General features: G+C 31.5%; 27 protein-coding genes. All 27 read right to left on the bottom strand.

Annotated elements, in window-relative coordinates:
• Nucleotides 1-34 precede the first annotated feature (34 nt).
• Complete coding sequence (locus MSU_RS01140) at nt 35-913, bottom strand: hypothetical protein (protein ID WP_013609727.1); 879 nt, start codon at nt 911-913, stop codon at nt 35-37.
• A gap of 30 nt (nt 914-943) precedes the next feature.
• Complete coding sequence (locus MSU_RS01135; protein ID WP_013609726.1) at nt 944-1,729, bottom strand: hypothetical protein; 786 nt, start codon at nt 1,727-1,729, stop codon at nt 944-946.
• Nucleotides 1,730-1,761: 32 nt separating this feature from the next.
• Complete coding sequence (locus MSU_RS04625; protein ID WP_013609725.1) at nt 1,762-1,905, bottom strand: hypothetical protein; 144 nt, start codon at nt 1,903-1,905, stop codon at nt 1,762-1,764.
• Between the two features lie 14 nt (nt 1,906-1,919).
• Nucleotides 1,920-2,753 (bottom strand): hypothetical protein, encoded by an 834-nt coding sequence (locus MSU_RS01130; RefSeq protein WP_013609724.1) that lies wholly within the window; start codon nt 2,751-2,753, stop codon nt 1,920-1,922.
• 6 nt (nt 2,754-2,759) lie between these two features.
• The gene (locus tag MSU_RS01125) at nt 2,760-3,077 is read right to left on the bottom strand and encodes a hypothetical protein (protein ID WP_013609723.1); all 318 of its coding nucleotides are present in this window, start codon (nt 3,075-3,077) and stop codon (nt 2,760-2,762) included.
• Nucleotides 3,041-3,289, bottom strand: coding sequence for a hypothetical protein (locus MSU_RS01120; protein WP_043885142.1), 249 nt, complete (start codon nt 3,287-3,289; stop codon nt 3,041-3,043). The genes MSU_RS01125 and MSU_RS01120 overlap by 37 nt, the downstream gene beginning before the upstream one ends.
• Entirely contained in the window at nt 3,289-3,828 is a 540-nt protein-coding gene (locus MSU_RS01115; protein ID WP_013609722.1) for a hypothetical protein, read from the bottom strand. Before MSU_RS01115 ends, MSU_RS01120 begins: the two co-directional genes overlap by 1 nt.
• On the bottom strand, nt 3,828-4,370 hold the full coding sequence (locus tag MSU_RS01110; protein ID WP_013609721.1) for a hypothetical protein: 543 nt from the start codon (nt 4,368-4,370) through the stop codon (nt 3,828-3,830). The genes MSU_RS01115 and MSU_RS01110 overlap by 1 nt, the downstream gene beginning before the upstream one ends.
• A 234-nt stretch (nt 4,371-4,604) precedes the next feature.
• The gene (locus tag MSU_RS01105; RefSeq protein ID WP_013609720.1) at nt 4,605-5,132 is read right to left on the bottom strand and encodes a hypothetical protein; all 528 of its coding nucleotides are present in this window, start codon (nt 5,130-5,132) and stop codon (nt 4,605-4,607) included.
• Nucleotides 5,132-5,665 (bottom strand): hypothetical protein, encoded by a 534-nt coding sequence (locus tag MSU_RS01100; protein ID WP_013609719.1) that lies wholly within the window; start codon nt 5,663-5,665, stop codon nt 5,132-5,134. The genes MSU_RS01105 and MSU_RS01100 overlap by 1 nt, the downstream gene beginning before the upstream one ends.
• 6 nt (nt 5,666-5,671) lie before the next feature.
• Nucleotides 5,672-6,208 (bottom strand): hypothetical protein, encoded by a 537-nt coding sequence (locus tag MSU_RS01095; RefSeq protein ID WP_013609718.1) that lies wholly within the window; start codon nt 6,206-6,208, stop codon nt 5,672-5,674.
• A gap of 226 nt (nt 6,209-6,434) precedes the next feature.
• Nucleotides 6,435-6,950, bottom strand: a complete 516-nt coding sequence (locus MSU_RS01090) for a hypothetical protein (RefSeq protein ID WP_013609717.1) — start codon at nt 6,948-6,950, stop codon at nt 6,435-6,437.
• A 6-nt stretch (nt 6,951-6,956) separates the two neighbouring features.
• Complete coding sequence (locus tag MSU_RS01085) at nt 6,957-7,481, bottom strand: hypothetical protein (protein ID WP_013609716.1); 525 nt, start codon at nt 7,479-7,481, stop codon at nt 6,957-6,959.
• A gap of 94 nt (nt 7,482-7,575) precedes the next feature.
• Nucleotides 7,576-8,097: a hypothetical protein gene (locus MSU_RS01080; RefSeq protein WP_013609715.1), complete on the bottom strand. Its 522-nt coding sequence runs from the start codon at nt 8,095-8,097 to the stop codon at nt 7,576-7,578.
• A gap of 3 nt (nt 8,098-8,100) precedes the next feature.
• The gene (locus MSU_RS04730; RefSeq protein ID WP_013609714.1) at nt 8,101-8,337 is read right to left on the bottom strand and encodes a hypothetical protein; all 237 of its coding nucleotides are present in this window, start codon (nt 8,335-8,337) and stop codon (nt 8,101-8,103) included.
• A gap of 287 nt (nt 8,338-8,624) precedes the next feature.
• Entirely contained in the window at nt 8,625-8,993 is a 369-nt protein-coding gene (locus MSU_RS01070) for a hypothetical protein (RefSeq protein ID WP_148221833.1), read from the bottom strand.
• Nucleotides 8,965-9,246 carry a hypothetical protein gene (locus tag MSU_RS01065; protein WP_013609712.1) on the bottom strand — a complete coding sequence of 94 codons (282 nt, stop codon included), beginning with the start codon at nt 9,244-9,246 and terminating at the stop codon, nt 8,965-8,967. The genes MSU_RS01070 and MSU_RS01065 overlap by 29 nt, the downstream gene beginning before the upstream one ends.
• 26 nt (nt 9,247-9,272) lie before the next feature.
• The gene (locus tag MSU_RS01060; RefSeq protein ID WP_013609711.1) at nt 9,273-9,794 is read right to left on the bottom strand and encodes a hypothetical protein; all 522 of its coding nucleotides are present in this window, start codon (nt 9,792-9,794) and stop codon (nt 9,273-9,275) included.
• Nucleotides 9,795-9,797: 3 nt separating this feature from the next.
• Nucleotides 9,798-10,325 carry a hypothetical protein gene (locus MSU_RS01055; RefSeq protein ID WP_013609710.1) on the bottom strand — a complete coding sequence of 176 codons (528 nt, stop codon included), beginning with the start codon at nt 10,323-10,325 and terminating at the stop codon, nt 9,798-9,800.
• Entirely contained in the window at nt 10,325-10,921 is a 597-nt protein-coding gene (locus MSU_RS01050) for a hypothetical protein (RefSeq protein WP_013609709.1), read from the bottom strand. Before MSU_RS01050 ends, MSU_RS01055 begins: the two co-directional genes overlap by 1 nt.
• A 3-nt stretch (nt 10,922-10,924) precedes the next feature.
• Nucleotides 10,925-11,458, bottom strand: coding sequence for a hypothetical protein (locus MSU_RS01045; RefSeq protein ID WP_013609708.1), 534 nt, complete (start codon nt 11,456-11,458; stop codon nt 10,925-10,927).
• Between the two features lie 258 nt (nt 11,459-11,716).
• On the bottom strand, nt 11,717-12,268 hold the full coding sequence (locus MSU_RS01040; protein ID WP_013609707.1) for a hypothetical protein: 552 nt from the start codon (nt 12,266-12,268) through the stop codon (nt 11,717-11,719).
• Between the two features lie 6 nt (nt 12,269-12,274).
• On the bottom strand, nt 12,275-12,874 hold the full coding sequence (locus MSU_RS01035; RefSeq protein WP_013609706.1) for a hypothetical protein: 600 nt from the start codon (nt 12,872-12,874) through the stop codon (nt 12,275-12,277).
• Between the two features lie 16 nt (nt 12,875-12,890).
• The gene (locus MSU_RS01030) at nt 12,891-13,412 is read right to left on the bottom strand and encodes a hypothetical protein (RefSeq protein WP_013609705.1); all 522 of its coding nucleotides are present in this window, start codon (nt 13,410-13,412) and stop codon (nt 12,891-12,893) included.
• Nucleotides 13,413-13,414: 2 nt separating this feature from the next.
• A complete protein-coding gene (locus MSU_RS01025; protein ID WP_013609704.1) occupies nt 13,415-13,999 on the bottom strand; it encodes a hypothetical protein in 585 nt (194 codons plus the stop codon).
• A 15-nt stretch (nt 14,000-14,014) separates the two neighbouring features.
• Complete coding sequence (locus MSU_RS01020) at nt 14,015-14,551, bottom strand: hypothetical protein (RefSeq protein ID WP_013609703.1); 537 nt, start codon at nt 14,549-14,551, stop codon at nt 14,015-14,017.
• Nucleotides 14,551-15,165: a hypothetical protein gene (locus MSU_RS01015; protein WP_013609702.1), complete on the bottom strand. Its 615-nt coding sequence runs from the start codon at nt 15,163-15,165 to the stop codon at nt 14,551-14,553. The genes MSU_RS01020 and MSU_RS01015 overlap by 1 nt, the downstream gene beginning before the upstream one ends.
• Nucleotides 15,166-15,227: the final 62 nt, after the last annotated feature.

The raw sequence follows: 15,227 nt of genomic DNA, 5'->3' as shown, positions 1-15,227 counted from the left end.
CTTGACAAATTACCTAGATTTTAAATAAAAACATCTATTCTGAATCTTCTCTTTCTTGAGCTTGTGGTTCTCCAAATTCTTGATCATCTTCACTGAAATCTACAATTTCTCCAGTATTATTATCTTCTTCTGTCTCTAATACAGATTCATAACAACTAACTATTATTTCTCCATCAAAATCTCCTGAACTAACAATACAGTTAGAGTCCTCAATATTTCAACCATTAGATAATTTTTCATAAGATAAATCATTTCTCTTTTCTTCTATTGGGAGTAAAAATACTTTTACAGAATCACTAAAGCTTTCCTGATTTGTCTTTAATCATTTTTTAGGTTCATAACCATAACTCCACATTTCTTTAGCCTTTTTATAAATTTCAGAACACTCTTGATGTTGCAAATCTCTTTTACTTGGTTGTTTATCAACTCCAATTATTAATTCTTCACAATGAGAAGATTGATCTTTTCCGTTATAAATGAATTTCCCAAAGAGATTAGTTTTTTCTTGAGTTTCTCCTGCAAGAGATCCTTCACCTTCTAATTGTTTGTCTTCAGGAATAACAGAATCATTATCTGAAACTGATCTATCAAGATTTTCAGTCCCTAAAACATTATCTCTTGGTTGAATTCCTACAGAATTTAAATCTGATTCATTTCCTAAAGATTCCTCTGTTCTGGGAGTTTGACTTGATAAATGTTCATTATTTTCTTTTGATATTCCGCTAAGATCATTAACGCTAGGAGTTACTCCTTTCTCATTTAAAGAAATTGTTGAAGATTTAATTTCAATTTCTCCCTTCACTTGAATATTTCTATTATTGAAATAATTAACAGCTCCATAGCTGCCTGCGGCAGCAGCCCCACCAACTCCTAACACTGCTGACAATATATAGCTTCCCATTCCCTTAATCATTTACTAAAGCTAAAGTACTAAGAAAACTTTCTAGTTTTCTTGTAAATTAAATCTTCTATCTTCTTCAGTGAAATTAACTTCTTCATAAGTTCTTAGATCTTCTTCCTCTGAATCTGGTGAAATTCCAAAACAACTAACTATTAATTCTTCAGAATCATCTCCCTGACTTGAAAAGCAATTATGACCATTAATTTCTTTTCCTCTTGAAAAATTCTCATAAGTAAAGGAATTTATATCTTCTCTACCTGAAGATAAAAATTCCTTCACAGAATCTTTAAAACCAGAATCATTTGTTCTAAATCACTTTAAAGGTATTTCTTGATTTCCGGACATTTCTCTTGCTTTCTCCATCAATTTAGAGCATTCTGTATTTCCCATATCCTTTCTTCTATATTGTGTTGAAGAACTATAAATTAGTTCTTCACAATAAGAAGATTTATCTCCTACATTGTAGATATATTCTGCAAAAGGTAATGAACTTACTTCTTGTTGTGAATTTATAGAATCACTAATTTCAGAATTTATTGTGCTAACTGAGAAATCTAAAGGATTGCTTTCGACAGTTAACTCAATATCTTGACTTTTAGGTGTTTTTAAAAATTCATCACCTTGACCATCAGTTTGTGGGTGATTAGCGTAAGTTGAGGAATCATCACTTGTTTCAAGAATTTTTGAATTTGGAGAGTCACTATCTATATTTACTTGATCGCCAATTAATCTTTGAGTGTTCTCGGGGCGAGAATTATCAATATGGTTTGAGCTATCTTCAACTCTTCCATCTTCTGGACTTATATCAGTATTACTTCTATCTCCCAAAACCCCTTCAACTCCTCTAGAGTCACTAGAATCTACCCCTCCTGAATCCTTATTTTTTCTACATTTACCTGATTACTTCTGCTGAAGTAATTAACATCTCCATAACTACCGGCAGCTGCAGCTCCACCAACTCCTAAAACTGCGGAAAGTATGTAACTCCCTACTCCCTTAACCATAAAAACTTATTAATTTAATCTACCACTTCTATTACTTTTTGATAACAATTAACAATTACTTTTCCTGTTGTATTTTCTTCAATAAAAGGACAATCTAAATTTCCAAGATCTATTCCATCTTTAAGTTTTTCAAAAGTTAAGTTATCTTTATCAGTTTCTAAAGGAAAGAAAAATTCCTTTATTGCATCACTAAATCCATCTTTTTCAACTCTTAGTCACTGTACAGGTATTTTGTTAGGAGAATTTCAATCTTCAGAAATTTCCCTAACCAAACTTAAACATTCATTATCTTCCATTTCTTTCTTGATATATTCTTTCTTTTCATTATCCTTATAAGTTAATTTGCTACAAAAAGGAGAAACTTCTTCTCCTCTGTAAATATATTCTGCAAAAGTAAGAGAATCTTTATCTTGTTGTTGTATAGAATCATTAACTCCAGAAACTGCAACCTTATTTGTCGAAATTATTGTTTCACTTTCCTCAACTAAATCAATTCTTCTTTGTTCTGTAGATTCAAATGATTGATCTTCATGTTGTATTTGTCGAGAATGATTCAAGGACTCATCATTTCTACCAGATTCTTCTAAGTTTTGCAAACTATCTCCCATATCGTCACTCTGACCTTCAGTTAATTCTTGTTGAGAGTTAACTGAATGACTATCATCAGTCGGAGAATCTTCTCTTCCGACCCCGTCAAAAGAAGATCTTGTTGAAGCTAAATCTTTATTTTCCAAATTAGATTGATTTTTTCCTCCAAAATAATTAACGGCTCCATAACTGCCTGCGGCAGCAGCTCCACCAACACCCAAGAAAGCAGTTAAAACATAACTACTTAATCCTTTAATCATTAATAACTAATTAGGATTCTTTGAATCCTCATCCTTATGAGAGCAACTAGCTTCAACATATTTTTTATCTAAATCTTCTACAGAGCTTGAACTTTTAGAACATTTCATTGGCCCAACTTCCCAGTCATTACCAACTTTTTTAACTTCTACAGTTCATGTTTCATTAGAAAAATGAATTGAAAGAGCTTTTTCCATATCTTCTTCTGTAGCTTTAAATCAAACTTCTGGTTGTTTGCTTAAACTATATTCTCATTTCTCCTTAATTCTTTTTGAACAATTATTTGAATCTAAGAATTTTGTTTTCCTTTTTCTCATCTTCCGCAAACTTGTCCCTCTCCATTAGATTGACCTTTAACAATATATTCTGCAAAAGTTATTTCTGAAACTTTTTCAGAATCCCCTTCATATCACTTAAGAAAAGAATTATCTTCTTTAACTTCTTTTCTTAAAAGAGTTACTGCACCATAACCTCCTGCAGTAACTACACTTAAACCAAAAACTGAAGATAATATATGACTACTTAAACCTTTAAACATTAATTTGGAGGTCCCTTTTCTTCTTCCTTATAAGAACAACTAACTTCTATATATTGTTGTTCCTCTTGTTCAGAAACTTTCTTTATACATTCCAAAGATCCTCCAGCTGCAGTTCAACCTCTATCTGTTACTTGTAATTGAGCTTCTGAATAGTCATTTGAAAAATGACTTTCAAGAACTTTTTGAATACTTTTTTGATCTGACTTAAACCAAACTATTGGTTGTTTTTCAAGAGGATCTTTTCATTTCTCACTAACTTTTTTCTGACAATCAGAAGGATTTAAAAATACTGCTTGACCATTATTTCAACCGCCACAAACTGACTCTTTCTTTTCTACTTCTTGATCTTTTGCGATATATTCAGCAAAAGTTATTTCTGGAACATTTTTTGTATTATCTCTATATCATTTATAGGCTGATAAATCTACTGAGGGTTCTTTTCCCAAAAGACTAATTGCTCCATAACCTCCGGCTGAAACTGCACCTACAATCCCAGCCATCAAAGATCAACCATAACCTCCCAAACCTTTAAAAATCATTAGTTAGAAACTCAATTACTTGTATCTTCTTTTTCAACACAATTAACCTCTACATGTTCCTCTGTATTTACAGAAGAGTTTTCCACTTTAATACATTTCAATCCTCCAGTATCCCAACCTTTATTTCCCTCTAATTCTTTTAGCTCTACATTTGAATAGTCATTTGAAAAATGACTTTCAAGAGCTTTTTGAATGCTATTTTTATCAGCATTAAATCAAACTACTGGTTGCTTTTTATCTTGCCCATTTCACTTTCCCTGAACTTTTTTCTTGCACTCTTCAGGACTTAAGATTTTTGATTTTGAATCCCTTCATTCTCCACAAACTGATTTATTTTCATCCTGATGATCTTTGGAAATATATTCTGCAAAAGTTACTCCCTGAACATCCTTTGTATGTTCCTTATATCACGCATAAGTTGAGGTATCAACTTTATGTTCTTTTCCTAAATAATTAATAGCTCCATATCCTCCAACGCCAAAAATTCCTGTGACCCCGAATATTGAAAAAATTAATTTTTTAGTAAGAAATAAATCTGCCAAAATTTCTTTGTCTTAGTTATTAAAAGTCGGAGTTTCCTCCGACTTAAAACTACTTACTACAGGTTGATTTTTATGTGAAAAATATTCATTGAATGCCCCCCCCGCGACAAGTTATTTAGTTCTGAAGAATCAAACATTTTGAAGTAAAAACTAGACAAATTACATAAATTTTACTGAGAAAAACATTCCACTTTAAATTAGTGGAATATTTTTTGTCTCTAAAGCTTAAATCTTTTAATTTACCTCCGGTTCTCGAGATTCTTCAAATGCACAAGAAACTTCTATATATCTTTTTGGTTCTTCAGATACTTTTTTAGTACACTTCATATTTCCGGCTTTTCAAGTTTCTCCGGAAAAAACACTTCTTTCTAATTCAGAATGTTCATTAGAAAAATGATTTCATAAAACTTTTTCTATGCTTTTTTCATCAGCATTGAATCATAATTCTGGTTGTCGATCATCTCGATCATTTCATTTATCTTTAATAATTTGTCTACACTCTTCTTGAGTTACTGAAACAACTTTCCCTTCTTTTCATCTCTTACAAATTTCTTTATCATCTGATTTAGGTTTTTTAACAATAAATTCAGCAAAAGTTATGTCTTTATCATCTTTAACTTGTTGATCATATCAAGTAGAGTGAGATAAATCAACTATAGACTCTTTACCAAAATAACTAATTGCGCCGGCACCGCCGGCAGCTACAGCACTACTTGCTCCAATAATAAGTGATCATCAAAGACCACTAATTCCCCTAAACATTATTTATTACTTAAAGAGCTGGAATCTATTTCATTCTTATCTGTTCTTTCACAACTGATAATTACTTTGTCGCTACTATCAGTTGAATTCGAACATAATCACTTATCCTCTTCACTTTTACCCTTAAAAATTCATTGTTCAGATGACAAATAGTTTTCTCAAGGAACATCATTTGTTGCGGAAGAAAAGAAAAGTCTTTTGAAAATATTTATGAAATGAATAGACTGAACTCTCAACCACTTAATTGGTTTATCTTTCTTTTCTTCTCCGACAACTTCTTTGATTAGAGAAAGACACTCTTCTTGTGTCTTTGTTTTCTTAGAACTATCCTTCAAATTATTAATTCAGTAATCACAAGTCAATTGTGATTCCTGATCTTTGTAAATATATTCAGCAATTGTGTTGGGATCAACTTTGGGAATAGATTTCAAATTACTTCCAGAATTATTCATTAAATAAACTCCACTACCTCCGAAAATTCCTGATATTCCCAGAAAAATTAATATAAATTTTTTACTTAAACCTCCTAACATTTTTTATTAATTTGTTGTAGGTTCATCAGATTCTTGATGTTCACAACTAATTTCGAAAAATTTCTTTTCTGTCTCATCTTTTTCATTCCCTCTACAAACTAAACCGCTTACTTTTCAACTTCCCTTAGGGAAAGATTCTTGCCCTAATAATTGACTTTTGTATTCAGGGAAATATTTAAGTAATAGTGGTCTTAAGCTTTGCTCATCAGCTTTAAATCACACTTCTGGTCTTCTCTCCATATTACTTCCTCACTCTTTCTTAACTTTTTCTTCACAATCATATTTAGTAATTTCTTCTTTTTTACCTCCTTTTCATCTCTTACAAATATCTGATTCCCCTCTATTTCTATTTCTGACAATATATTCGGCAGAAATTAATTCTGGATCATTATCTGTATTGTCATTGAATCACTTATTTAGAGAAATATCTTCCAATATTTCTCTACCAAAATAATTAAAGGCTCCATAACTTCCGGCTCCGAAAATCCCAACAATACCCAATACTAAAGGTATTAATTTTTTAACAAGAAATAATCCTCCCATAATTTCTTTGATTTAGTTGATAAAAGTCGGAGTTTCCTCCGACTTAAAACTACCTACTACAGGTTGATTTTTATATGAAAAATATTCATTGAATGCCCCCCCCCAGCAACAAGTTATTTAGTTCTGAAAAATCAAACATTTTGAAAGAAAGGCTTGACAAATTACATAAATTTTACTGAGAAAAATTCCCCTAAACAGACTTAAGAGGAAATTTTCTTTAACTTAATTAGTAATTACAGTTAACTTGTATATTTTGTCCTGTTAACTTAGGTTCAACTTTTAAACACTCTATTCCTCCATATTTTCAACCATTAGAAATTTTTGAGACTGTAGCATAATGAGCTTGACCATTATCAAAGTAACTCGTTATAGCGTGCTCTATACTTTGTTCATTAGCTTCAAATCAAACTTCCGGTTGGCTTATGGAACTTTTCTCTCATTTTTGTTTAATTAATTCTTCACATTTTTTAGCTTCTAAAACTTCTGCCTTTCCATTAACTCATCTACCACAAATTGGTTTTCCACCGTTACCTTCATTCTTCGAAATATATTCTGCAGAAGTTATTAAATCATTGTTTTTTACATTATTTTCGAACCAATCCCTAATTGTTCTGTGTCTCTCCTGAGGAGTTCTGTCATTTCCTAAAAAGCTGATGGCTCCATAGCCACCAGCAGCCATTACGCTAACTCCTCCACCAACAAGAAAAGATCATCCTAGACTCCCTAATTCTTTAAGAAACATTAATTATTAACTATCTGAGGAGTAATTACAGTTAACTTGAATATTTTTTCCAACTTCAACAGGAATTACTTTTGTGCAAGATAAATTCCCATATTTTCAACCCATCTCTGTCTCTTCTATTTCTGTGAAGAAAGTTTTTCCATTATCAAAGTAACTAGAAATAGCTTCTTTAATACTTTCTTGATTAGCTTCAAATCAAACTATTGGTTGATTTTGAGGATTATCTCCCCACTTTTCTCTAACTAACTTTTCACACTCTTGTGTTCCTGAAAGAGTGGATTTTCCACTAACTCATGTTCCGCAAATAGATTTTTCATCTCCTCCTTCGTTCTTGGAAATATATTGGGCTGAAGAAATTTTTGAATTATCTCTTACATCACTTTCATAAATATTTCTCAAAGTCTTTACTTTTTCCTCTGACTTAATACCTGTCCCCAGAAAATTAACAACTCCATAACCTCCTGCAGCCATTACACTAGCCCCTCCAGCTAAAAGAGTTCAGCCTAAACTTCCAATCTCCTTAAGAAACACTATTTTTTAATTAACAAAAACAAACCTATTCATTTTTCAACTTTTTCCCCCCAATACTTATATGTGAAAAACTAATCAAAAGGGAAGAAAAAAACTAATTGGAATGATTGCAATTTACTTGAATCTTTCCTTCTGTACTTTCAGAATTAACTCTTGAACAAACTAAACCTCCATATTTTCAATTTCCTTCTTCTTCCTTCACCTCCATAAAGTGAGAATTACCATTATCAAAATAGCTAGAAATAGCATGTTTCATGCTATTGTCATCCTTAGATTCAAACCAAACAACTGGTTGTTTTTGAAAATCTTTAGATCACTTCTCTTGCACTAATTTTTCGCAATCTTTTGGATCCAAAAGAGATGCTTTACCACTTGCTCATTTCCCGCAAATTGAAGTACTTTCATCTCTTTCATTCTTCGCAACATATTGAGCAGAAGATATTCCCTCATTATCCTTAACAGTTTCCTGAAATCAATTTCTCAAAGTTTTTATTTTTTCTTGGGACTCACTATTTCTTCCGAAGAAATTGATTGCACCATAACCTCCTGCAGCAACTACACTAGCCCCTCCGGCCATAAGAGTTCAACCGAAACTACCCAATTCTTTAAGGAACATTAATTATCCAGAGTAATTGCAATTAACTTGAATGTTTTCTTCTGAATTTCTAGTTTCTGATTTTTTACACTCTAGTCCTCCGTAACTCCAACCTGTTTCGGTTGGAGTTACTGTAGACAATAAAGATTGTGATTCATTTTCAAAATAACTAGAAATGGCTTCCTGAATTATTGATTCTTTGGATTCAAATCACACTTCTGGTTGTTCTTCTTGTTTGTTTTCTCACTTTTGAGCAACCAATTTCTGACATTCACTTTGAATTAATAGTTCTGATTGACCATTAACTCATCTACCACAAATTGGATTTCCCTGATTCTTCGCAATATAACTTGCGAAGGATATTTTTGGATTATTTTTTACATCACTCTTAAACCAATCTAGAATAGTTTTTTGCTTTTCTTGAGGAGCTCTTTCTTTTCCTAAGAAGTTGATGGCCCCGAGGCCACCAACAGCTGCTACGCTAACGCACCCCCCCCGACGATAAGAGACCAGCCCAAACTTCCTAATTCTTTGAGAAACATTAATTATTAACTAAATTTCTTTTTTAATTCTTCTTGCCCTAATTTTTGGCAGCTTACTACTTCTATATTCTCATTCTCTTCTCTTGAATTATTACATAATCACTCATTATTAAATGTTCATTCACTATCTGTTAGTGAATATTTTTCTCAAGGCAATTCACCTTCTATAGAAGATTTAAAAAATCTTCTAATAATATTGGACATATGTTTTTGCTCTGCTTTAGCAAATTTAAAAGGTTTTTCTAAATTTATTCCTTTTCCGGAACTATTAATAATTTCTAAGCACTCTCCTTTATCCATATTCCCTAAAGTTCCATCTTTTATGGCTGCTGTATCAATTCAATAATTACAAATAGGTTGATTCATCTTCTCCACTTTTTTCTTGTTCTCTATATATAAATACAGCAGCCAATCTTGAACTATCTCTTGCATATTTATAGCCTTTCCTTTCTACATCTTCTGCAGATTCACTATACTTTTCAGATTTCACTTCAGGCCCTACATTAAATTCAAATTTTCCAGAATTATTCATTAATAAACTAGTTAATCCCATACCTCCTCCTCCAGCTACTCCTGCAATACCGAAAATTGAAGTCATAAATTTTTTAGTTAGTAAACCCCCTAGCATTTCTTAAGTTTTTTAGGAGTAATTAATTACTCCTCTTTATCTTCGAAAGCACAACTGACTTCAATTTGATCTTTATCCGAATGTGTTGTTTTTCTGCAAGTTAGTTCACTAACTTTTCACTGATTTTCAGAAAACATACTTTCCTCAAAAGAAGTGTTTTCTGAAAAATGATCTTTTAGTGCTTCCAAAATGTTTTTGGAATCAGCATTAAATCACACTTCTGGTTGTTTATTGGTTTTTCCATCTCATTTTTCTTTAATCTTTTTTTCACATTCATCTTGATTTTCAATAACAACTCTTCCGCCTTTTCATTTCTTACAGATTCCATTAATTTTTCCTCCAGATAAATAATCCTTAGTAATGTATTCTGCAAAAGTTATTTTTTCATTAACTTTTTCAGATATATTTTCTGTATCAAAAGAAGACACATCCAATAGTTTTTGATTTCCCAAATAATTAACTGCTCCATAGCCACCCCCTCCCAAAACTCCTCCTATTCCGAGAATAGAAGTTACTAATTTCTTAGTTGAGAATAAATCTCCAATCATTCTCTAATTTGTTCTTCTAGGAGTTGACTCTTCTTTAAAGTGACAACTCACTTCAACTAAATCCTTATCAGAAGATACTTTTTTCTCACAAGTCAATTGACTTATTTCTCAAGTTTCTTGAAAGAATTTACTTCTCTCTACTTCTTGAGTTCCAGAGAAATGATCTAATAAAGCTTCTTCAATGCTTGCTTTATTAGCTCTAAATCAAACTTCAGGTTGTTTTTCAAAATCTTTATCTAAATATTTTTGAATCATTTGGTCGCACTCTCTTTGATTAACTCCACCAAAAACACCATTCTTCCATCTCTTACAAGAACCTCTTCTAACTCCGCTATATTCCTTATTTATGTATTCAGCAAAAGTTATGTTTTCATTAACCTTCTTTTCTTCATGCCAATCAGTTAAGAATCCATTTATTGGACTATCTTTTCCAAAATAATTAAATACACCATATCCTCCACCAGCAACAATTGCTGTAGAAATTCCAGTCACTAAAGTTCAACCATAACTACCTAATGCCTTAAAAAGCATTAGTTGTTAATTTGAAAACCTTGCTTAATTAATTCTTCTCTGCCCACTTTTTGACAACTTACTATCTCTTTATTTTCGGAACTTGAATTAGTACATAATCATTCTTTATTGAAAGTTCACTGTTCATTTTTTTCTGGAGATGTATATTTGCTAACAGGATCTTCTGATAATGAGGGGATAAAAAGTTCTTTTAAAGTTTTGGATATATAAGTTCATTCAGTCTTCAATCACTTAAAAGGTTTATTTAAACTAGTTAATTCCGGAATCTCTTTAATTAACTTTTCACACTCTTCTTCAGTCATTTTTAAGCTTGTAGCTTTTCTAGTTATCCCCGAAGCATCTCAAAATCTACAAATAGGTTTTTCAGATTGTTCATCTTTATAGATATATTCAGCTATTCTTTCTTTTTCTAACTTAATTTCCGGATCTCTTTCCAATCTTCCTGAAGGAGTTTCTTTAGGTGGCAATTCAACTCTCCCAGTAGAATCTTTTCCCATTAAAAGACTCGTAAGACCTATTCCTCCACCACCAGCCACTACAGCAATACCAAAAAATGAAGTTATCAGCCTTTTGGCTGATAACAAATCTCCTAACACTTTTTAGTTAGAAACAAAAGGTTTTGTCTCTTCAAAACTACAATTAACCTCAATTTTTCCTTCATTTGAAGGTTCTGTTTTTTTCTTACAAGTTAACCCTCCTTCTTTTCATTCTTCCCTTATAGGTTGGCCTTCTTCAAAGTTCTTACTTGAAGAAAAATGTTCCTTCAAAGCTTCAAATATATTTTTTTCATCAGCTCTAAATCAAACTTCTGGTTGTTTTTCAGAAGAATCATTTCACTTATCCTTAATCTTTTTTTCACATTCAAGTTGCTCTAATCTAACTACTTTTCCATTTCTTCACTCTTTGCAAATTCCATTTATTTTTCCATTAGATACATGATCTCTAGTAATATATTCTGCAAAAGTTATTTTTTGATTAACTTTTTTAGAAGTATCGTCCATATCGAAAGAGGCATAATCTATTCCTCTTTCTCTTCCAAGTAAATTAACTGCACTATAACCTCCTCCAGCAACAATTCCACTTAGAGAAATTGTTGTAATTAATGTTTTTAAAGTACTAGAAAAACTTAGCATTTTTTAGCTTTAATTTTTAAGAAGCCGGAGAAAACTCCGGCCTAAAACTTAACTACAAAGTAATTTTTATGTGAAGAATTTCGTGGTAATGCCCCCCCCAAGAAAGAATTTTTTATGACTATAAATTCAGGCATTTTCTTAGAAAAATTAGACAAATTACATAAATTTTACTTTAGAATTGTCCTATTCTTGGACAAAACTCTAAAAATTTATTAAAAAAAATATTTTCCCTACAAACGTAGGGAAATTTAAAAAATCCTAACTAACTCCCTGAAGTAATAGTGAATAACTTACATCACTTCTTGTATTTTTTTCATAATTACAGTTAACTTGCACTCTATTTTCTACATCAGAAAAATTTTCTCTGATGCACTCTAAACTTCCAACTTTCCAACCCTTTAATGTCTTTTCTATTGTTGTATTAGAAAATTCATTTTTGAAATAACTGGAAATTACCTCATCAATAACTTCTTTATTTGATTCAAGTCAAACTTCTGGTTGACTTGCTTCTAACTCATTATTTCACTTTTCCTTAACTAATCTCTCACATTCTCTGTAATCTATAAGTTCTGATCTTCCATCTTTTCACTGACCACAAATAGATTTTTCTCCTTCTCTAGCTTCTTTTGCTACATATCTAGCAAAAGAAATCTTTTCATTATTTTGTACATCGCTCTTATATCAATCCTCAATAGATAAACCTTTATTACTTCCCCCTAATAAACTAATAGCTCCATAACTTCCTAGAGCCATAACACTTACTCCTCCAGCAATTAAAGATCATCCATAACCACTTAAAACCCTAAACATTACTAATTAAGTCTTAGTTACTTCTAACTTATTACAACTTATTATTTCTTTATTTTTTGAATCTCTGGAATTATTACACTTTCACTCTTCATTAAGAGTTCATTCATTTTCTGTAAGATAGTATTTCTCTACCGCATCATTCGAAGATGCTGAAGAGAAAAATCTTTTAAGAATGTTAGAAATATGAATACTATCTGCTCACACAAACTTAAAAGGTTTATCCATATCTACTTCATTACCAACCTCTTTCATAACTTCTAAACATTCTTTTTCCTCAATTGTTCCCTGAACTCCATCTCTAGAAGAAACAGTATCAACTCAATAATGACAAATAGGTTTGTCATTATCTCCACTTTTAATTTGATCTCTATATATAAATACTGCAGCAACTCTAGATTTTTCTGTTGCATATTTATATCCTTGTTCTTCTACTTTCTTCGGAGCTTCTCTAGGAACTTCAGATTTAACTGAAGGTCCTGAATTGTATTTAACTTCTTCAGTACCTCTCATCAATAAACTTGTAAGACCAATTCCACCTCCACCAAAAACTCCTGCAATCCCAAGAATTGAAGGAATTAATTTTTTGGTTAGTATCCCTCCAATCATTTTTTAAATTTAGTTTTTAAGAATAATTGCAATTCACTTGAATATTTCCTTCCAAATCTTTATGTTCTTCTCTTTTGCATTCCAAACTTCCATATGTTCAACCTGAAGAAGTTTTCTTTAATAATGGCAATAAAGATTGTTGTTCATTTTCAAAATAATTTGAAATTGCATGTTCAAGGCTTGAATCATTGGATTTAAATCAAACTTCTGGCTGATTTTCTAATTTTTCTCCCCACTTTTGCTTAGCTAATTTTTCACACTCTTTTGGTTTCAAAAGCTCAGCTTTACCATCAATTCATCTACCGCAAATAGAACTTGCTTGAAGTTGTTCTTGCTTAGAAATATATTGAGCGAAAGATATTTTGGGATTATTTTTTACTTCATCCTTAAATCAGTCATAAATTGTTTTTACCTCTTCTTGAGCTTTTATTTCTTTTCCAAAATAACTTAAAGCTCCATAACCTCCACCAGCAGTTAATATTCCTAATCCACCAAATATCAAAGATCATCCATAACCGCCTAATGTTCTAATGAGCATTTTTAAAGACTACTTACTCTTTTCTTAAATTCTTCAACCTTCTCTTTTCCTACTTTTTCACAACTAACTGTTTCTTTTTCAGAATCCTTAGAATTTTTGCACAATCACTCATCATTAAAGGTTCATTGATTATCTTTGACATTTATTGAATATTGTTCTTCAGGATCTTCACCTAAAGAACTTCTAGAAAACATTTTCTTCAAAAGATTAGAAATATAAGAATCTTCGGACTTAAACCATTTAATAGGATTTTTGGAATCTGAACTTCCAAAAATTTCTTTTATTTTTTCTTTACAAGATTCTTCGGAAATTGCTTCTACGATATGTTTTCTAGAAATGTCATTTGCTTTTCACATTTCACAAATTTCTTTATTTTGTTCATCTTTATGAACATATTCAGCAACAACTCTGAAATCCAAATCAACATTTGTATTTCTTTCCAAAATTTTTCCATCTTTAGTCACTAAAGGTTTAATTGGAAAGGAATTGGAAGAACCAGTCAAAAGACTAGCTAAACCAATCCCTCCCCCACCAAAAACTCCCGCTATTCCAAAGCTTGAAGTTATCAGCCTTCTAGCTGATAACAAAACTTTTAACTGCTCTTAATTAGAGATAAAAACCTCTTTATCTTTTTTGAAGTGACAACTTACTTCAATAGCCTCTTCCCCAAAAGATTGTTTTGGTTTACATGCCAAATCCCCTATTTCTCACTCTGTATCTACAGAAAACATACTTTCTTGGAATTGATCTTTTTCATTAAAGTGTTCTTTTAAAACTTCAACAATACTAGATAAATTGGAACTAAATCAAACTTCTGGTTGATTTTCAACTGAACCACTTCATTTTTCTTGAATTTTTTTCTCACAAGATTCTTTCTCTAATCTTGTAATTCTCCCTTGTTTTCACTCTTTACAAATTCCTTTTATCTCTCCTTTCGATACATGATCTTTAGTAATATATTCTCCATAAGTTATGTTTGGATTTACTTTTTTGCTGGTATTATCAAAGTCAAAAGAAGCATAGTCTAAAACCTTATCTTTTCCTAGCAAACTAACTGCTCCATAACCTCCAGCGGCTACAGCGCTAAAAGCTCCTGCCACTAAAGTTCAACCATAACCTCCTATTGTTTTAATAGGCATTAGTCACTAACTTTAAAACCTCTTTCTCTTAATGAGTCTTTACCTATTTTCTCGCAACTAATTACATCTTTTCTTTGTGAGTCAAATAAATTAGTACACAATCATTCATTCCCGAAAGTTCATTGATTTTCTTTTTCAGGTAAAGCTTGCTTGATATCTGAACTTTCTTCTCCTGAAGAAGAAACAAAATTATTTTTCAAAATATTTGCTAAATATTGTTCTTCAGATCACAATCATTTAATAGGTCTTTCTAGGTTAACTTCTCCCAAAGCTGTTGAAATAGAACTCTGACATTTTTCTTTTTCTACTTTGCTTTTATTGGCCCTACCTTCATGTCCAGAAGAAATTCATTGTTCGCAAATAATTTCTCCTCCCTGTTCATTTCTATAAACAAATTCAGCTACTACTTTTTCTTCCAGTTCTATTTCTGGACTTCTTTCAAGTCTTCTTCCATCCTCTAATGTCACTGAAGGTCCCGAAAGAATTTCATATCTTTCAATAAATCCAGAACTTGACAAAAGTTTTGATATTCCATAACCTCCTCCACCAAAAATTCCTGTAATTCCTAGCACTGAAGGAATCAATTTTTTAGTTAAGAAAAAACCTCCTAACATTTTTTAGATTTAGTTTCTTAAAAGCCGGAGAAAACTCCGGCTTAAAACTTAACTACAAAATT

The organism is Mycoplasma suis str. Illinois, from assembly GCF_000179035.2.
GTDB classification, from domain to species: Bacteria; Bacillota_I; Bacilli_A; order Mycoplasmatales; family Mycoplasmoidaceae; genus Eperythrozoon_A; species Eperythrozoon_A suis.
This window is presented reverse-complemented; position numbering and strand designations above follow the sequence as displayed.